Origin of the sequence: Proteus vulgaris, from assembly GCF_023100685.1 — a bacterium.
Taxonomy (GTDB): Bacteria; Pseudomonadota; Gammaproteobacteria; order Enterobacterales; family Enterobacteriaceae; genus Proteus.
The window spans coordinates 1,024,724-1,043,813 of sequence record NZ_CP090064.1 but is presented as its reverse complement, the minus strand read 5'-3'; the positions used below and the strand labels follow the sequence as shown (position 1 = coordinate 1,043,813).

The following is a 19,090-nucleotide window of genomic DNA, read 5'->3' as shown; positions in this document are numbered from 1 at the left end:
ATCATACAGTATCAAGTTAATTATTTATAATTTCTCTAAGTATTGATTTTAAAGAAAAAATAACAGATTCCGCTCTTACTTGCTCTCGTGAACCACTGAATATACAGTGTTTTGCTGTTACCTGAACACCTGTTGTTGTTTTAACAGCAAAGCCAAACCAAACTAACCCCACTGGTTTTTCTTTACTGCCTCCACCAGGGCCAGCAATACCGCTAACTGAAATAGCAAAATCTGTATTTGCAGCGCTAAGTGCGCCTTTCGCCATTTGAAGAACAACTTCTTCGCTAACAGCGCCGTATTTAATCAAGGTTTGTTCATCAACGCCTATCATTTCATGCTTTGCTTCGTTACTGTAGGTCACAAAGCCACGATGATAATAATCAGAACTTCCTGCAATATCCGTGATGATTTTTGCAATCCATCCACCAGTGCAAGACTCTGCCGTTGTTATTGTGCTCTTCTTTTCAATTAACGCTTTACCCACCTCAATACTTAGGCGAGTCATTTCATCGTAATTTATCATTAAGGTTCATCTAACCTCTATTCTAAACTTTACTGTTTAAGATTTCTTTCTGGTGCAATCCCATAACCATAGACCACCAATTGCGAGTGCAAAGATGGCACCAAAACCAATTCCGATGGCAACAACAGAAATACCAATACTAGTGACTAGTGAGAACAAGCCTAACATTAATAGCATCGCTGTATTTTCACCTAAGTTTTGTACTGCGATAGCATTACCAGCTCCCACACTGTGTTTGCCTTTATCTTGTAATAGCGCATTTAATGGCACCACAAAGAAGCCACCAAAAACACCAATAACGATAAGAATTAAATAGGATGGAATAATTGAGGTTTGCAGTGAAAAATAAACTACCCCAAGACCAATTAAAATGCCCGCTGGCATACAGCGACGTACTGTTTTCAGTGTCACAAATTTAGCGGCTAATCCAGCCCCTACAACAATGCCAATAGCCACCATTGCATTTAATATCGTTGGAGTGGTGTTGTCAGTCATGCCCAATGCAATAGGCACCCATTGAACAAGCAGAAAACGCAAAGTTACCCCAGCGCCCCAAAACATACTTGTTCCTACTAAAGAAAAGCGACTTTCCTTATCTGCCCATAAAGTACGTGTTGCCTCGATAAATTGAGCGAACATTTTTTTTATGTTCCAACCCCGACCTATTTGAGCAGCAGATAATTTAGGTATGCCAAAGTTAACAAAAACTGCCAAAGCGTACATTGCAGCACAGACACCTAATGCAAAAACAATACTCCAATCAGAGAGTAAACCACCAATTACTGAACCTAATAAAATAGCCGCTATGGTTGATGCTTCCATTAAACCATTTGCTTTTACTAAGCGTTCACCATCAGTTAATTCTCCTAAAATACCATATTTGGCTGGTGAATAAACTGCAGCACCAATCCCAACTAAGGCGTAACCTAAGAAGGGATCAGAGCCAACACAAATGAGAAAAGCACCCACGAATTTTAAGATATTACCACTGAGCATAACCCTACCTTTAGGGTTACGATCAGCAACTTGCCCAACAAAAGGTGCTAAGAGAATAAAAGCCAGCACAAAGACCATTTGTAAAACAGGTTGGCTCCATTCAGGGTAAAGAGCTGATTTAAACTGAGCTAAAATGGCAAAAAGTAGTGCGTTATCAGCAAAAGCAGAAAGAAATTGCGATAACAATACTGCTTTCATTCCCCGACTCATTAATGGAGGCTGGCTAATATTCTCTGACATTAGTTATTTTCCTGTTCAGCTAGTTTTTTCAATGAGACAAAATCCGTTTTCCCACTCCCAAGAACAGGAATTTCTTTGATAAAACGAATATCCTTCGGTACGGCTATTTCAGCAACACCTTCAGCTTTAGCCAATGTTGATAACGCGCTACGATCCAATTGCTTATCGGTTGTAAATAGTACCAATGATTCACCTCTACGTTTATCACTGATTGTCACAACAGCATGCTCGCCAGTGGATGCTTTACGTGCAAGCTGCTCGACACCTTCAAGAGAGACCATCTCGCCAGCAATTTTAGCAAAACGTTTTACCCGTCCTTTAATAGTGCAAAAGCCTTCACTATCGATAGCAACAATATCACCAGTATCGTACCAACCTTCTTCGTCAATACCGTCCGCATTTGTAGCTACAGGGATTTCTAGTTTTTCTGGTGATTCAACACGTAGATACCCCATCATTACATTCGGGCCACGTAATTGTAATCGTCCCCCTTCCGCGATCCCATTCATTGGGATAAGTCGGCCTTCCATACCCGGTAATAAACGACCTACTGTATGTGTTTTAGCGCTCATAGGTACGTTAATTGACACAACAGGCGCACACTCGGTAACACCATAACCTTCTAATATGCGGATACCGAACTTTTCTTGCCATAAAATACGGGTTGATTCTGATAGTTTTTCAGCACCAGCAACCACATACCTAACCCTGGCAAAATCGTAAGGATGAGCAAACTTTCCGTAATTACCTAGAAAGGTTGATGTACCAAATAACACCGTACAATTTTGGTCATACACTAATTCAGGCACAACACGATAGTGTAATGGACTTGGATAAAGAAAAACACGAGCACCCAAGCAAATCGGCGTTAATAGACAAGCAGTTAGGCCGAATGCATGGAATAACGGTAATGCTGACATAAATTTATCTTTAGGTGAAAAGTCAGCAATAGCACGAATTTGATCTACGTTAGCCAGTAAACTCGAATGACTATGAACAACACCTTTCGGTGTACCTTCAGATCCTGACGTAAATAGAATAACCGCAGCATCAGTCGATTTTTGCGGTAACATCGCTTTATGTGGCGTAATAAGGTGTTTGAGGACCCAACGCTTATCTTCACTCGTCACACTATCTTTGAGATCTTCAAGGTAAATCCAATTCGCTTCTGGGGTTTGTTCAGGAATATGTAATAAATTCCCTTTTTCTAAAAATTGGCGTGATGTAAAAATGGTTTTGATTGAAGCTGCTTTCATCGCATTTTGTACACCTAAGCTACCCGCAGTGTAGTTAAGCATAGCAACAACACGTTGACGCATTGTTGCACCTAATAATGCAGCTGCTGTTACTGTTGTATTTGGAAGTAACAAGCCAATGCGTTCATTAGGCTCTGTGTAGCGTTCAATTAGTCGGCTGATCCCTAATGTTTTTTTCAGCAATCCTTGGTAAGAATCTTCTTTTAGATTGATATCTGAAATTAACGGGCTAAATCGACCATATTGAGACATAGCCTGTAAAAATGCCTCATACAGTGTAATTTTAGGGCGTGTATCCATGATGGCATTCATCATGATATCACGCATTGCTTCCCCAGCTAATCGACGACGCTCAGCTGATTTTTCTGCTTTTGGCATCGGTAAATCAACGGCTGGAAGTACCTTGATTGTGATTTTAGGAAAGAAATGAGATTTCACACGCAGACTTTTGCGTACTCGTGAAAAGTAGCTAAATTCAGCACCTTCAATCCTAACAGGAACAACTTTAGCGCCTGATTTAGCAGCAATAAAAGCAGCCCCTTCATAAATCTTCATTAATCCATTCGTTACTGTGATCCTTCCTTCTGGAAAAATCACCACAGGACGACCTTTATCGACTTCTTTTACTAATTGACGCACCGCCATTGGGTTTGCGGGATCTAAAGGCACAATATCAGCATAACGACCTAACCATCTTGTCGTTTTTGCAGAAGCCACAGAGGTATAAACAGCAAACACAGGATTAATAGGTAGGAATAAACGTAATAATATACCATCAATAAAAGAAGTATGATTTGGTGTAATTATACATTTTTCATATTGGGAAAACTGATTAACAAGTCCTTCAATTCTTATTCTAAATAAGAATTTAAATAGTGTTTTAAAAAACGCTATTAACATCATATCCATATCTCATTTTGCTATAATTAGCCTTACTATAAATAGGATGTGATGAAAATAAAATAGATGGCCTCTGTTTTGTCCTTTATATCAGACGACTTCCTAATTATTTGGCAAGTTTTGCGAGAATTACTGCAATAATTTCATTAATAGATAATCCAGCATCAACAATAATATCTGCGCATTGCATGTATAAAGGTTCACGCTTAATTAAAACATCATGCATTTCTGAAACTAAGGTTTTTCCTGTCAAACTAGGTCTTTGTGCTTCATTCGGATCTTGGGATAAACGTTCAACTAATGTCTCAAGCGAGGCCTGTAAATAAATTGTAACACCTGAGGTTTTCATATAAGCACGATTTTTATCTGCTAAAACCATCCCCCCACCAGTTGAAATAACTTGGTTAGGTTGGCTTACTTGAACAAGAGCGTCTGACTCAATTTGACGAAAGAAATCCCAACCCTTATCTTCCACCATAGAAGATATAGTTTGTTGATATTTTTGGGTTATCCAATAATCCGTATCAATAAATCTATAATTTAAAGAGAGAGAAAGTGCTTTACCTACTGTTGTTTTCCCTGCACCTCGAGGTCCGATAAGGTAAATTGTACTTTCCATAAAATGCACTATCTCCATAGTGTGTCCCCATTAGGGTGTAATTAAAAATTTACATTCTGTAAAGTGTAAACATCATACCTGATGTAACAAAAAAATAAAGCCACACTTTAGAAAAGTATGGCTTATTTAATATTCTCAATAATTAGCGACGAATTGTATTATCACCGTAACCAATCCATTTGTAGGTCGTTAAGGCATCTAATCCCATTGGGCCTCTGGCATGTAATTTCTGCGTACTAACAGCAACTTCTGCACCTAGGCCGAATTGTCCGCCATCCGTAAAGCGTGTACTTGCATTGACATACACTGCGGCAGAATCAACTTGACGAACAAAACGGTCAGCATTAGAAATAGATTGCGTTAAAATAGCATCCGAATGCGCTGTGCCATAACGGCGAATATGGCTAATAGCTTCAGTTAAGCCACCCACCACTTCTACATTTAGATCAAGTGATAACCATTCATCACAATAATCTGCATCTTTTACATCAACAACAGTTGCTCCACCTTTTTTCAGCCCAGCTAATGCTTTTTCACTTGAGTGCAAAGTGACCTTTTGAGCAGCCATGGCATTACTTAGCTGTGGTAAAAATACATCAGCAATGTTTTCATGTACTAAGAGTGTTTCTAACGAATTACATGCGCTTGGCCGTTGCACTTTAGCATTAACAATAACGGTTAATGCTTTTTCTAAATCGGCACTTTCATCAACAAATGTATGGCAAACACCAATCCCACCAGTGATAACAGGGATCGTTGATTGTTCACGACATAATTTATGTAATCCAGCTCCGCCACGAGGAATAAGCATATCAATATACTCATCCATTTTTAGCATTTTAGCGACTAACTCACGATCAGGTTTATCAATCGCCTGAATTGCCCCCGCAGGAATACCACATTTTTCTAAAGCTTGTTGAATAACGGCAACCACGGCTTGATTGGTATGGTGTGTCTCTTTTCCACCACGAAGAATGGCTGCATTGCCCGTTTTTAAACATAATGAAGCAACATCAATCGTGACATTAGGGCGAGCTTCATAAATAACGCCAACAACACCTAGTGGCACACGGCGACGTTCTAAACGTAAACCGCTGTCTAACATACGGCCATCAATAACTTGTCCCACTGGATCTTCTAAGCGACATACTTGTCGAACATCATCAGCAATAGCTTTTAAACGTTCAGAAGTCAGTAATAAACGGTCAAGCATAGCAGCATTAATATTGGCTTCACGAGCCACTTGCATATCTTTTTCATTGGCTGCAAGAATTGAAGCTTCTTGTTGCTCTAATAAATCAGCCATAACCAGTAATGCCTGATTTTTTTGCTCTGTCGATAATTGAGCTAAATGCCAAGATGCTTCTCTTGCTGATTTACCCATTTGTTCTAACATCGAAGGCTCCTTAGCTAACAATCATATCGTCACGGTGCACAGCAACACTGCCATACTCGTAACCTAAAATTTGACTAATTTCTTGTGAATGGTGTCCTGCAATTAAACGCAGTGCATCACTATTATAATGGGCAACACCATGAGCGAGATCTTTACCCTGTAAACTTTGAATGCGAATAACACATCCACGAGAAAAATCGCCTTTTATCTCTTTAATGCCTTTAGGTAAGAGGGAGCTACCTTTTTCTTTAATTGCTTTTTCAGCCCCTTCATCAACAATAATCACACCCGCAATTGGTGCACCAAAAATCCATCTTTTACGTGCTTCAAGTGGGCTTTCTAATCCGTGGAATAACGTTCCTACAGGTTCATTATTGATAACTTTAGCAATAACTTCAGGTTGTACACCGGCGGCAATGACAACATCAATACCTGCGCGCCCAGCAACAGTAGCTGCTTGTAATTTTGTTGCCATGCCCCCCGTACCTAAGCCAGATACGCTATCGCCCGCCATTTCACGTAATTCATCATTGATATCAAAGACTTCCGGGATCAGTTTTGCTTCAGGATTACTACGAGGATCAGCCGTATACAGTCCTTCAATATCAGTCAATAATAACAGTTTGTCAGCACTTCCTAAAATAGCGGCTAATGCAGACAGGTTATCGTTATCGCCTACTTTAATTTCTGCGGTTGCAACAGCATCGTTTTCATTAATAACGGGAATAATGCGATTATCTAATAAAGCATGTAATGTATCGCGTGCATTCAGGAAGCGTTCTCTATCTTCAATATCCGCTCGAGTTAACAACATCTGACCAATATGAATACCATAGATGGCAAATAATTGTTTCCATACTTGAATTAATGCGCTTTGGCCTACCGCGGCAAGCAACTGCTTAGAAGCAATAGTTGCGGGTAAATCAGGATAATTCAAATATTCACGCCCTGCTGCAATTGCACCAGAAGTAACAATAATAATCCGGTGACCTTTTTCGTGTTGTTTAGCGCATTGGCGAACCAGCTCAACAATATGAGACTGATCCAGACGTCGTGAACCACCAGTAAGTACACTTGTCCCTAATTTAACAACCAGTGTTTGGCTGCTACTCATAACATTTACCATTCTTGTTGATTATTTAAAAAGATAATACACAGTTTTATCAGGAGAGAAGCGTTATGCCAACCGACATAACGCAAAATCTATGAAAAGTTGCCCTAACACAAAATTAGGGCTGAATGGGAAGCGGAAATTTGTTCATTTTTTCATCTGGCATAAGTGTCATATCTAATTCACTCGCTGCCGTTTTAAGAAATTGATGAAAACGGATCAGTGTTTCATTGATTGATTCAGTAACATCATTTTTACTTATATTCTGATGTATCCAATCACCATTTTTATCGAATAGCCCAATCTGATAATGATAAATGAGCTGTTCATTGTTGCGTTCTAATTCCATCCACCAGCCCCAAAACTCACGTTTTTCTGGTACGACTTTCTTATTTACACAAACAGCTAAACAGTCAAAAAAGAACTGGTTCTCTTGGCATTGTTGCTCTCGGATATAAGGGCCGATTTGAGCAAAACGCTTTAATAACTTACCTCGGGTAGGGTTCAAAGATGAAGTCATAAATTCAGTCTCCTTAGAAACTCTACTGTTATATAATCTAATGTAATTAGCAAGTTATTGTTCATGATTAATTATATTAATTTGTCATAGATCCAATCAGCACTTTTTTGTAACGCTAGCTCTAAGCCTTCATAAAGCGGTTTTTCATTGATTGCTAAGATATCGCCATCCATAGAAGAACGAGCAATTAACTGAGAATCCTCTTTAGGGCTCATTTCATCACCTTTCCAGTAAACCCCCATCATAGGAACTGGAATTCGTCGTCCAATCAGCCCCTGGTTTTTCAGTGAATAACTGCTTAATGATAATCGAAGATTATTTTCATCAATATTCCATAAACCTAAGCGACTCGCTAATACATCAAGATACATCACAGGAATTTTTTTCTGTAGCTCAGATTGCGTGAAGAATGTATGAATTAAAGGCCCTAAGGCAACAACACCTTTAATTAATTTAGGGTAAATATAAGCTAAACGTACAGCAATATTTCCCCCAAAACGAAAGCCCATTACGCCCACACGAGTATGATCAACCCAAGGCACTTCAGAAAGTTGCTTGAGGACTTCGCCTTGTAACTGGCAGGTATCTTCAGTCAATTTTTGTTTTACTGAATAACCGATTGAAGGCATATCTAGCGTTAACATTGCAATGCCTTTCGGTGATAAATAATCCCTGAAGAAGCTGACATAATCGCTTTGAAGCCCATCTAACCCACCGCAAAATAATACTGTGGGATATGGGCCTCTACAATCTTTAGGTAAATGCAGAAAACCAGTTGTAGTTCCCTTTCCTTCTAATTTAAATGTGAGTTTTTTCACCTCAAAAGAGGAAAATTTTGTCGCATTCTCAAATGCTTTCATCGACAAAGTAACGGCTTGATCTGCTAAAAAATCACCATTAATAAAAGGATAGGCAGCAATACTATATAGATGTGCAGCCCGCAGCCAACAATCAGCGGCCGCATCTCCTGACTCATTTCTCAATGCTTTTTGTTGCCAAATCATAGCTTGATGTGACCATTCATATGACCAGCCACCTTTACGGTAACCCACAACGGTATCAATAAATTTATCATCACTACGAGGGGCATCATGTACAGCAATTCGGCTCAAAACTTCTTCTATCTCGATAGGTGAAATACCACGCCAAATCCACAGTAAACGCTGAATAGTACGATACCAATTTTGCTGACTTGTACCATTAAGCACAGTATATGTATTAATATTCGATTTTGGATGAGTGTACTGAATTAGTGTTGAGGTTTCAGCGTGTTTTGCTCTAGGTTTAAATAGAGTTTCAGAAAGGTTTGTATTATTTGCCATATCACTCTTCAAATCAGTCGATATCGAATAAAAGGGGCTAAAAAGTCTGGCTTTATCATAGCATGAAATCAACATGAACGGTGTGTATCACCACAAGTGATAGCACGAAGGTATAACGCAAAGGAAGAATAAAAGCATAAAAACAAAAATCCCCGCCAAGGCGAGGATCTCAATTAAAACAGCCAAATAAATGCTATCAAATTATTTTTGATCGCAAACTGGCGGAATAAAGGCAACACCCATATCCCAAGGCTGTTCAATCCAAGTATTTTGTGGAATATCAACTACAAAATCATCCACTAATGGGCGCCCTTCTGGTTTTGCGAAAATAGTCACAAAGTGAGCTTTTGGATACATGTCACGGATAACTTTAGCAGTACCACCAGTATCAACTAAATCGTCAACAACGATAAAGCCTTCACCATCACCTTCTGCTTTTTTTAAGATTTTGAGGTCACGCTGATGATCATGGTCATAGCTAGAAATGCAGACTGTATCCACATGACGGATACCTAATTCACGAGCAAGTAATGCAGCGGGAACTAATCCCCCACGGCTGACAGCAATAATGCCTGTCCATTGTTCGACTGGTAGTAAACGTTGCGCCAATTGACGGGCATGTATTTGCAACATATCCCACGTTACAACATATTTTTCGCTCATAATATTGTGATCCTAGCTACTTGAATGCGAGAGAAGCTTTTTTGCGGAAAAAAAGGTTGCGCGAGATTATAGTGATTTGAGCACCTAAAAACCAGAGAAAACATGCAAAGAGATGAGATTATCCTCATTTTTTTCTGTATTTTCTTTTTATGATTAAAAAATGAACCATATAAAAAATGAATACAAATAGAGATCTACTTTCTTAGATAGAGATGTGAATAGAATGACGCATTCATCAGAAGAAAGTGATATTCTCAATTATATTGGCGTATAACGCTCAGAATAATAAAGCTAACCCTTAAAAAAGCGGTAGGCTATTAATAACACAGATGCTGTTAGAGGAGATCCATCGTGTCTGAACTATCTACTCTATCCCCACAACCACTATGGGATATTTTCGCAAAAATTTGTTCGATTCCACATCCATCACATCATGAAGAAGCCTTAGCTTCCCACATTCTTTCATGGGCAAGTGAAAAAGGTCTTTTCGCGCAACGCGATGCTGTCGGCAATATTTTAATTCGCAAGCCAGCAACTAAAGGCATGGAAGATCGTAAAACAGTTGTTTTACAAGCACACTTAGATATGGTGCCACAAAAAAATAACGACACGGTTCACGATTTCACTAAAGATCCTATCCAACCTTATGTTGACGGAGAATGGATCAAAGCAAAAGGCACAACATTAGGTGCTGATAACGGTGTTGGTATGGCGTCTGCATTAGCGGTTTTAGCTGATGACACCGTAAAACATGGCCCATTAGAAGTTCTATTAACCATGACTGAAGAAACAGGCATGGACGGTGCTTTTGGTTTACAACCAGGTTGGTTACAAGCTGATATTCTTATCAACACAGACTCTGAAGAAGAAGGTGAAATCTACATGGGTTGTGCGGGTGGTATTGATGTTAAAACCACAGTAAGCCTATCCTATGAAGCAATTCCTACAGGTCATGTTGTTAAGCAACTAGTACTAAAAGGATTAAATGGTGGTCACTCAGGTGGTGATATCCATTTAGGTTTAGGTAATGCAAATAAATTATTAGCACGTTTCTTAGCTGGTCATGCAAAAGAATTATCACTGAAATTAATTGATTTCCATGGTGGTACACTGCGTAATGCAATTCCTCGTGAAGCAAATATCGTATTTGCAATTCCAGCAGATAAAGTAAGCCAACTAGAAACAGTAAAAGCGAAATTTGAAGCATTATTAAAAAGCGAATTAGCCATTGCTGAAAAAAATCTGAAAATTGAGTTACTTGATACAACAACAGATAAGAAAGTATTTGAGGCAGACTGCCAAGAACGCTTAATAAACCTACTTAATGCAATGCCAAATGGCGTTATTCGTATGAGTGATGATGTTGAAGGTGTTGTTGAAACATCATTAAACGTTGGTGTTGTTAGCATTGTTGACGATAAAGTGGAAATACTTTGCCTAATCCGCTCTCTGATTGATAGCGGAAAAACTTATGTTGTCAGTATGCTGACTGCATTAGCAAAACTAGCTAAAGCTGATATCGAAACAAAAGGCGGTTACCCTGGTTGGAAACCTGATGCTGACTCACCTGTTATGCATTTAGTTCGTGATACCTATCAACAACTGTTTGATAAAGTGCCAAACATCATGGTAATCCACGCAGGTCTTGAATGTGGTCTGTTCAAAAAACCTTATCCAGATATGGATATGGTTTCTATTGGACCAACAATCCGTGGTGCTCACTCACCAGATGAACGTGTTCATATTAAAAGTGTTGGTCAATACTGGCAGTTATTAACAGCAATTTTAAAAGCTATCCCTGCTAAATAATCTTGCTTTAAACATCATAATGAAACCCGCTTAATTGGCGGGTTTTTTGTTACTAACGCTACCATAAAGAAATAATTTATCCCTCTATATACGCTCTATTTCTCTTAAGTATCATAATTTATTCCTTACAGAACAAATACCAACCCACCTTATTCCATTTTGGAATAAACAAATAATCTTAATAAAAATAATTTATAGAATGCTAATTATTATCATTAGCATTAATATTTATTGGGTGATATTTTCATGCTTTCCGCATTTAAAGTTAAAAAATAAAAATTCAAAGGGTCCTATTGTGTCTAACAAAAATTGCGTTGCTAGCGTCATTCTCGCCTTACCTTTAAGTTTACTCTCTATTCAAATTCATGCGGCAGTTAATCAAAATACATCTGAAAAGATAATTGTCACCGCGGCTCCATCACAAGATCCACAATCTCCTGTTTCAGGCTTTATTGCCACAAAAACACTATCAACAAATAAAACACCAACTGAAATTGAAAAAACACCACAATCTATTACGGTAATTACTCGTGATCAGATGGATGCTCAAGATGTCAGTTCCGTTTCTCAAGCGCTACGTTATACACCCGGCGTTTTCACCGAATATCGAGGAAGTTCTAATCGTAATGACGAGGTTTTTATTCGTGGATACAGTTATGCACCTCGTTTTTTAGATGGTTTAAGCTATGGTATGGGAGCTTCATCATCAACAGGGGCACTTGACCCATGGTTATTAGAGCGCGTTGAAGTTGTTAGAGGACCAGCATCTGTGCTTTATGGCCAAGTAAATCCAGGTGGCCTTGTTGCAATGACAAGTAAAAGACCCACTGCAACGCCTATTCGCCACATTCAAGTGCGAGCTGGTAATGATAAATTGGCAGAAACTGCATTCGACTTTTCAGGTGTATTAAGTGATGACAATCGTATTCTTTATCGCCTAAATGGTATTGCCAAAACACAACATACTCAAATAAAAAACTATAAAGAAGAGCGTTTTGCCCTCGCTCCCGCTATTACTTTTTTACCTAATGAACAAACACGTTTAACGTTATTAAGCTTTATTCAGCAAGAGCCTGAGGCTGGTTATCGTAACTTTTTACCCGCTTATGGTACGGTGAAAAAAACACCTGAAGGCACTATTCCTTTTGATTTTGACGTAAACAACCCTGATTATCACCAATCGTGGCGTCAACAATATGGCGTAGGCTATGAATTTGAACATGAATTTAGTGACTCACTCAAAATAGTACAAAATGCTCGTTATAGTCATATTAATCAAAAATATAAATACCTTGTTTTCGGCTCATTAAGAAAAGACAATCCTTATGTGCTTGAACGTAGAGCCCAGCAAGAACAACGTGAAACAGATACTTTAGGAATAGATACACGTTTACAAGCTGATTTTACTACTGCAAAACTTAATCATACAGTGATTGCAGGTATTGATTATCAGTGGAGCAAAGATCAAGACAATTTACGTCGGGCTACGGGCTCAGAGTACGATCTGGATTGGCGTGATCCTAATTATAATCATCCGATTAATATGAGCTTACAAAAACCTGCAACAGACCAGTTGCAAAAACGCGATCAAATCGGGTTGTATCTACAAGATCAGATCCAATGGAAAAATTGGATATTACTTGCAGGTTTACGCCAAGACTGGGCGCAAGTACGAACTCATGATTTCTTAGCAACCACATATGATCAGCAAGATGATAATAAACTAACGGGTCGTGCTGGTCTTTTATATGCTTTTGATAATGGTATTTCACCTTATATAAGTTACAGCACCTCTTTTGAGCCTAATTTACAAACCCGTAGAGCACCAGGTAGTGCGCCATTTGAGCCAAGCGAAGGACGTCAATTAGAAGCGGGTATTAAATACCTCACACCAAATCAGCAAACATTAGCAACGCTCTCTATTTATCAGTTACAACAACGTAATGTTACTAACTATAATGCCGAGAAAGCCTATTTTGAGCCTGTTGGTGAGATTAGAAGCCGTGGTATTGAAGCACAAATTAATAGCCAATTAACTGAAAATATTTCCTTCATTAGTAGCTATGCTTACACCGATACAGAGGTCAGAAAAACCATTATTGCAGGAACACAAGGAAAAGAGTTACCTAGAGTTCCTAAGCATATGGCATCATTTTGGGGTCAATATGATGAAACCTCAGGGCTATTTAATGGGGCTAAAGCGGGCTTTGGTGTGAGATATGTAGGTGTATCTCAAGGTGATACTAAAAATACAATCAGTGTTCCTGCGGTAACCTTATATGATGCAATGATTGGTTATTCATTAGGTGAGTTATCACCTTCTTTAAAAGGTGCTGAAATTCAGCTTAATATGAATAATATTGCGAACAAACATTATGTTGCATCTTGTGCTGGTGATACCGCATGCTTTTATGGGATAGGTAGAACAATGACAGCAACGATGAATTATCGCTGGTAAGATCATATAGAATAAATTAACTACATTGACCATAGCCAATCTATTGATCGGCTATGGTTTTTAATTCTTATAGCGCCAAAAGAAGTTGCCGTTCTATTTGTGGATCTTGCAAGGTGACATGAAATCCGATTAATCGGACACCTCGGCCATTTCGACGTTCATGCCATGCTTGATAAGCGATATTTATTAAATCAGCTTTTTCTAAAATAGGATGAGTATGCTCTTGCGTCGTTAACTGAAAATCATCAAATTTTAGCTTAACGCCTTGCCTTGCGATCCTTAGATCGGGTTTAACCTTTGCGAGTCGTTTTTCTAATTCGTTATACAATCCATCTAGTAATGCTAAGCAGTCATCCCATGAATTAATATCGTAGGCAAACGTCCGTTCAACACCTACCGATTTTCTAAGTCTATCAGGGTTAATTTCTCGCTCATCAATACCATGGCTACGCTCCCAAAGGTTTTGTCCAAATTTTCCTAATGCTTTTACTAAAGAAATAACATCTGTACGACGAATATCAGCACAAGTTTCTAGCCCCATTTCTTGCAAACGAGCAAATGTTACCTTACCTACTCCTGGTATTTTATTAAGCGGTAATTTCAGAATAAAATCATCAACTTGCTCAGGAGTAATAACAAATTGCCCGTTAGGCTTATTAATATCAGAAGCAATTTTTGCCAGAAATTTTATTGGTGCAATGCCTGCGGATGCAGTGAGATTTAATTCATCAAAAATTTGTTGGCGAATTTCTTGAGCCATCAGCGTTGCAGAGCCATGGCAATGCTTACTTTCAGAGACATCAAGATAAGCTTCATCAAGTGAAAGAGGTTCAATAAGGTGAGTATATCGAGAAAATATCTGCCTGATCTTCGCTGAAGTTTCTTTATACAGAGCCATTCTGCCAGGCAATACTTTTAAATGAGGACACAGCTTCAATGCTGTCGCGGTTGACATTGCACTACGGACACCAAAACGACGTGCAGGATAATTTGCAGTACAGACAACACCTCGGCTAGAGGCATTTCCACCAACCGCAATTGGGATCTCTTTTAGTGCTGGATTATCACGCATTTCAATCGCAGCATAAAAACAATCCATATCAACATGAATAATTTTACGCATACAATTTCCTCATTTACATTACTGTTTAAATATACAGTAAATAAATATTAACTACAATTTTTATTCACTCTTAGCTCCCTCTAACGAGGTGTATTTCTCATAAAAATCTGAATTAGTCTGTTTATTTATAGAATTGTCACAAAGTGATGTTAGATTATTTTTGCTTGTTGATTAATTACATTCACCTTAATAATTGTTTTGTAACTACATATAAAACAAGGAAATAATTTTTCATGATCAAATTATTCATTGCTATTTCTCTCTTTTTTTATTCTGTAATTCTTATGGCATCCCCTAAAATTATCGCACATCGTGGTGGCACAGCTGATGCCCCAGAAAATACTGAAATTGCTATAAAAACAGCACTCTCTAATCAAGCTGATGCAATTTGGATCACTATTCAATTATCAAAAGATAACATTCCTGTACTTTACCGCCCTAGTGACTTAAAAAACCTAACTAATGGGCAAGGCATGATTTCTGAGTTTACTGCACAGGAACTTAAACAATGGGATGCTGGCTATAAATTCGCAGAAGCACAGCAATACCCTTACCGAAATAAAGGGATCACTATTCCTACCTTAGATGAAATCTTAACTCAATTTCCCACTACTCAATTTTATCTTGATTTAAAATCACCTGATGCTGATCCCATTATTCAAGGTGAAGCATTAGCTACAGTTCTCAGTAAGCATAATGCACTTGATAGAACCCGTATTTATTCCACTAATACCGCCTTTCTTGATGCACTCCCGACTAATGTAGAGCGTTTTGAAAGTCGTGATATTACCCGCGATATCCTCGCCAATATTACTATGAGCCACGTTTGCTTATTGCCTGAAAACTTAGATATTACTCGTTGGTATGGGCTTGAATTACATCGAAAAGTAGAAGTTGTTGAAAAATATACTTTAGGTGAAGCGCGATCAGTTTCCGTTCTGAGTTGGGATAAGGATGCAATGTCCTGTTTTCGTGCTGGTGGCAATGCCCATATTGTTCTTTTTGGTATCAACACCGAAAAAGATTATATTCAAGCTACAGAATTAGGTGCTGATGCCGTCATGGTTGACTCTCCAGCCAAAATGAAAGTATTTAGGAAAGAGTAAATAATTCTATTTAGGTTTTCACTTTTATATTCACTTTATTCTCTTCTACACTTAATAGTGTTATCCGATAGAAATAAGTAAGGAGGAATAAAATGTTAAACAATAAAATTTCTGGTGATTGGAATTTATTCAAAGGAAAAGTAAAAGAAAAATGGGGAAAGATCACCCATGATGAACTTGATATTATCGAAGGTACACGAGAGCAACTCATTGGTAAACTTCAAGAACATTATGACTATTCCTATGAAGAAGCCAAAAAAGAAGTTTTAGAATGGGAGGGGCAAAACCCTTATCCATGGAAGTGAATTTTTAACACAAGGATTCGCTTTTTATTATCCTACTTCTATTCTATTAAAAACTTTTTTTAGAATGCTTATATTTTTAGAATGAATGAAATAAAAAAGAGTGATGGTAATTAAAGCCATCACTCTTTTTTTATCTAAATATCTTTTTTACTATTAAAGAATTCGATTCTTTTTCAGTAACTCTTCTCGTGCGGACTCTTTTGCCATACGTTTTTTACGTGCGTCACAAGGTTCAGGGCAATCACACTCTTTTTCTATCCCCATAGCCCCTAAACCACCGCAACTGCCTTGAAGGCTTTTACGTTTTACAATATATCCTAACGCCATTCCAAAGAAGGCAATCAAGAATAAGATGAAGGCAAAAAGAAATATTTTTAACATAACCTTCTCTCCTTAAATTCTATTTTTTCAAGAACGGGGCGAACGCTTTACTATAACGCTCTTCAAACCCATTTTCAGTTTTCACTATCATAAAGACAGGAATATTTAGTTTATTTGCTACTTCTAACCCCTTTTCAGGCCCTAAAACATTCAATCCAGTAGAAAGGCCATCAGCACTCATGCAAGTGGGGACAATCACAGTAATAGAAACGAGGTTATGTTTAATAGGATGACCTGTAGTTGGATCAATAGTATGGGAATAGCGGATACCGTCTTCTTCAAAGTAGTTACGGTAATCACCAGAGGTTGCAATTGAATTATCACCTGGTTCAATAATTAACTGAACGCTCTGTTTTGTACCATCATTAGCTGGTTTCTCAATTGCTATACGCCAAAGCTTGTCATTACCATTTACACCTTGTGTTCTTACTTCACCACCAATATCAACCATATAGTTAGTGATATTCTGTGATATTAAATACTCAGCAACAGCATCAACACCATAGCCTTTAGCAATAGAAGAGAGATCGACATAAAGCTCAGGGATCTTCTTGATCAGTGTATTCCCTTCAATAGCTAAGTAATCAATGCCAATCCACTGTTTACGTTTTGCTAATTCATCTTCAGAAGGCTGGTGAGTAAATCGACCTTCTGGACCAAATCCCCATAAATTTACTAAAGGTCCAACAGTCACATCTAAAGCACCATCCGTGATTTTATTAATACGAATGGCTTCACTCACTACTTTAGCGGTAGCAGGTGAAACAGGGAATGGTGTATTAATTTCACGACTTTGATTGAAACGACTCAATTCAGAATGAGGACGATATGTTGACATTTGATCGTTCACTTCTTCAAGAATACGATCGATCTCTGTTTGTAAGACGTTTTGTGGAGGTGAATTACTATCAGGAACATATTTAATCGAGTAATAAGTTCCCATTGTTTCGCCTTCTAATACCTGCTGTTTTTCACCACATGCAGACAATAGAACTAAAGCAGACAGCATCACTATCCAATTTATCATCTTTCTTTTTAACATAACTCTCTCTTCTGATCATGAGCGCCCACATAAGTGGGCGCTTGTCATTTCATTCATTTATGCTTAATGGGAGGTTAGGATCAACCGCCAAAGTCATCCAGCATAATGTTTTCATCTTCAACGCCTAAGTCTTTGAGCATTTTAATAACAGCTGCGTTCATTACTGGCGGTCCACACATATAGAATTCACAATCTTCTGGTGCTGGATGATTTTTGAGGTAATTCTCAAACAACACATTGTGAATAAATCCTGTATATCCTGTCCAGTTATCTTCAGGTAAGGCGTCTGAAAGTGCGACATTCCATGTGAAGTTTTCGTTTTCTTTTGCAAGCATATCGAAGTCTTCAGTGTAGAACATTTCACGTACAGAACGAGCACCATACCAGAAGCTGATTTTACGTTTAGAATGTAAGCGTTTTAACTGATCAAAAATATGTGAGCGCATTGGTGCCATACCTGCACCACCACCAATGAAGATCATCTCTGCATCAGTTTCTTTAGCGAAGAATTCACCAAATGGCCCTGAAATTGTCACTTTATCACCTGATTTTAATGACCAAATGTACGATGACATTATGCCTGGTGGCACATCAGGATTACGTGGTGGTGGTGTTGCAATACGCACGTTTAACATGATGATGCCATGCTCTTCAGGATAGTTTGCCATTGAGTAAGCACGTACTGTGGTTTCTTTTACATCAGAAACGTAGCGGAATAAGTTAAATTTATCCCAGTCTTCACGATACTCTTCAGGCACATCAAAATCTTCATAACGCACGGTATGAGGTGGGCATTCGATCTGAATAAATCCACCAGCACGGAAAGGTACAACTTCACCTTCAGGAATTTTTAATACTAATTCTTTAATGAAAGTTGCTTTGTTATCGTTTGAGATAACTTCACATTCCCATTTTTTAACACCAAAGATTTCTTCTGGTAATTCTAATTTCAGGTTGTTTTTTACGTTGACCTGACAGGCTAAACGACAACCCTCTTTAGCTTCACGCTTGTTAATATGCGAAAGTTCTGTTGGCAGAATATCACCGCCACCCTCTAGCACTTTAACGCGACACTGACCACAAGAGCCACCGCCACCACAAGCCGATGAAATAAAAATACCTTCGTTTGATAATACGTTTAGTAATTTATCACCTGCTGGTGCATTAAAGCTTTTGTCTGGGTCTCCATTGACCTCAACTGAAATATCCCCTGTATTGACCAGTTTTGATTTTGCGAACAAAATCAACGCTGTTAATACCAATACAATCAGGGTAAACATCACGACACCTAGAATAATTATATCCATGAGTTCTTCTCAC

At 38.3% G+C, this 19,090-nt stretch carries 17 protein-coding genes; 4 read left to right on the top strand and 13 right to left on the bottom strand.

Going from position 1 to position 19,090, the window contains the following annotated elements:
• Nucleotides 1-16: 16 nt before the first annotated feature.
• The 9 genes from pncC to gpt all read right to left on the bottom strand — a co-directional run bounded on the left by pncC (nucleotide 17) and on the right by gpt (nucleotide 9,546).
• A complete protein-coding gene (gene pncC / locus LW139_RS04950; RefSeq protein WP_247850710.1) occupies nucleotides 17-523 on the bottom strand; it encodes a nicotinamide-nucleotide amidase in 507 nt (168 codons plus the stop codon).
• A 36-nt stretch (nucleotides 524-559) separates the two neighbouring features.
• A complete protein-coding gene (gene lplT / locus LW139_RS04945) occupies nucleotides 560-1,759 on the bottom strand; it encodes a lysophospholipid transporter LplT (protein ID WP_166540976.1) in 1,200 nt (399 codons plus the stop codon).
• Nucleotides 1,759-3,918 carry a bifunctional acyl-ACP--phospholipid O-acyltransferase/long-chain-fatty-acid--ACP ligase gene (gene aas, locus LW139_RS04940; RefSeq protein WP_109409460.1) on the bottom strand — a complete coding sequence of 720 codons (2,160 nt, stop codon included), beginning with the start codon at nucleotides 3,916-3,918 and terminating at the stop codon, nucleotides 1,759-1,761. The genes lplT and aas overlap by 1 nt, the downstream gene beginning before the upstream one ends.
• 103 nt (nucleotides 3,919-4,021) lie before the next feature.
• Complete coding sequence (gene aroL, locus LW139_RS04935) at nucleotides 4,022-4,534, bottom strand: shikimate kinase AroL (protein ID WP_166540978.1); 513 nt, start codon at nucleotides 4,532-4,534, stop codon at nucleotides 4,022-4,024.
• Nucleotides 4,535-4,676: 142 nt separating this feature from the next.
• Nucleotides 4,677-5,930, bottom strand: coding sequence for a glutamate-5-semialdehyde dehydrogenase (locus tag LW139_RS04930; protein WP_227336536.1), 1,254 nt, complete (start codon nucleotides 5,928-5,930; stop codon nucleotides 4,677-4,679).
• A 10-nt stretch (nucleotides 5,931-5,940) separates the two neighbouring features.
• On the bottom strand, nucleotides 5,941-7,044 hold the full coding sequence (gene proB / locus LW139_RS04925) for a glutamate 5-kinase (RefSeq protein WP_072070889.1): 1,104 nt from the start codon (nucleotides 7,042-7,044) through the stop codon (nucleotides 5,941-5,943).
• A gap of 115 nt (nucleotides 7,045-7,159) precedes the next feature.
• Nucleotides 7,160-7,561: a sigma factor-binding protein Crl gene (crl, locus tag LW139_RS04920; protein WP_109409457.1), complete on the bottom strand. Its 402-nt coding sequence runs from the start codon at nucleotides 7,559-7,561 to the stop codon at nucleotides 7,160-7,162.
• Nucleotides 7,562-7,632: 71 nt separating this feature from the next.
• Nucleotides 7,633-8,883, bottom strand: a complete 1,251-nt coding sequence (gene frsA / locus LW139_RS04915; protein ID WP_198621918.1) for an esterase FrsA — start codon at nucleotides 8,881-8,883, stop codon at nucleotides 7,633-7,635.
• Between the two features lie 201 nt (nucleotides 8,884-9,084).
• The gene (gene gpt, locus LW139_RS04910) at nucleotides 9,085-9,546 is read right to left on the bottom strand and encodes a xanthine phosphoribosyltransferase (protein WP_023580994.1); all 462 of its coding nucleotides are present in this window, start codon (nucleotides 9,544-9,546) and stop codon (nucleotides 9,085-9,087) included.
• 351 nt (nucleotides 9,547-9,897) lie between these two features.
• Here gpt and pepD point away from each other — a divergent pair, with 351 nt between their 5' ends.
• Both pepD and LW139_RS04900 read left to right on the top strand, forming a co-directional pair.
• Complete coding sequence (gene pepD / locus LW139_RS04905; RefSeq protein ID WP_166540982.1) at nucleotides 9,898-11,355, top strand: beta-Ala-His dipeptidase; 1,458 nt, start codon at nucleotides 9,898-9,900, stop codon at nucleotides 11,353-11,355.
• A gap of 295 nt (nucleotides 11,356-11,650) precedes the next feature.
• Nucleotides 11,651-13,813 (top strand): TonB-dependent siderophore receptor, encoded by a 2,163-nt coding sequence (locus LW139_RS04900; protein ID WP_166540983.1) that lies wholly within the window; start codon nucleotides 11,651-11,653, stop codon nucleotides 13,811-13,813.
• Nucleotides 13,814-13,880: 67 nt separating this feature from the next.
• Here LW139_RS04900 and dinB read toward each other — a convergent pair whose 3' ends face one another.
• Nucleotides 13,881-14,936 (bottom strand): DNA polymerase IV, encoded by a 1,056-nt coding sequence (gene dinB / locus LW139_RS04895; protein ID WP_166540984.1) that lies wholly within the window; start codon nucleotides 14,934-14,936, stop codon nucleotides 13,881-13,883.
• Nucleotides 14,937-15,169: 233 nt separating this feature from the next.
• Here dinB and LW139_RS04890 point away from each other — a divergent pair, with 233 nt between their 5' ends.
• Both LW139_RS04890 and LW139_RS04885 read left to right on the top strand, forming a co-directional pair.
• The gene (locus LW139_RS04890) at nucleotides 15,170-16,042 is read left to right on the top strand and encodes a glycerophosphodiester phosphodiesterase family protein (RefSeq protein ID WP_166540985.1); all 873 of its coding nucleotides are present in this window, start codon (nucleotides 15,170-15,172) and stop codon (nucleotides 16,040-16,042) included.
• Nucleotides 16,043-16,134: 92 nt separating this feature from the next.
• The gene (locus LW139_RS04885; protein ID WP_072070896.1) at nucleotides 16,135-16,347 is read left to right on the top strand and encodes a CsbD family protein; all 213 of its coding nucleotides are present in this window, start codon (nucleotides 16,135-16,137) and stop codon (nucleotides 16,345-16,347) included.
• 153 nt (nucleotides 16,348-16,500) lie between these two features.
• Here the strand turns inward: LW139_RS04885 and nqrM are convergent, their stop codons facing one another.
• From nqrM to nqrF, 3 genes are all read right to left on the bottom strand, one after another.
• Nucleotides 16,501-16,728 (bottom strand): (Na+)-NQR maturation NqrM, encoded by a 228-nt coding sequence (nqrM, locus tag LW139_RS04880; RefSeq protein WP_036932601.1) that lies wholly within the window; start codon nucleotides 16,726-16,728, stop codon nucleotides 16,501-16,503.
• A 19-nt stretch (nucleotides 16,729-16,747) separates the two neighbouring features.
• The gene (locus LW139_RS04875) at nucleotides 16,748-17,770 is read right to left on the bottom strand and encodes an FAD:protein FMN transferase (RefSeq protein ID WP_166540986.1); all 1,023 of its coding nucleotides are present in this window, start codon (nucleotides 17,768-17,770) and stop codon (nucleotides 16,748-16,750) included.
• Between the two features lie 80 nt (nucleotides 17,771-17,850).
• The gene (gene nqrF / locus LW139_RS04870) at nucleotides 17,851-19,077 is read right to left on the bottom strand and encodes an NADH:ubiquinone reductase (Na(+)-transporting) subunit F (RefSeq protein ID WP_166540987.1); all 1,227 of its coding nucleotides are present in this window, start codon (nucleotides 19,075-19,077) and stop codon (nucleotides 17,851-17,853) included.
• Nucleotides 19,078-19,090: the final 13 nt, after the last annotated feature.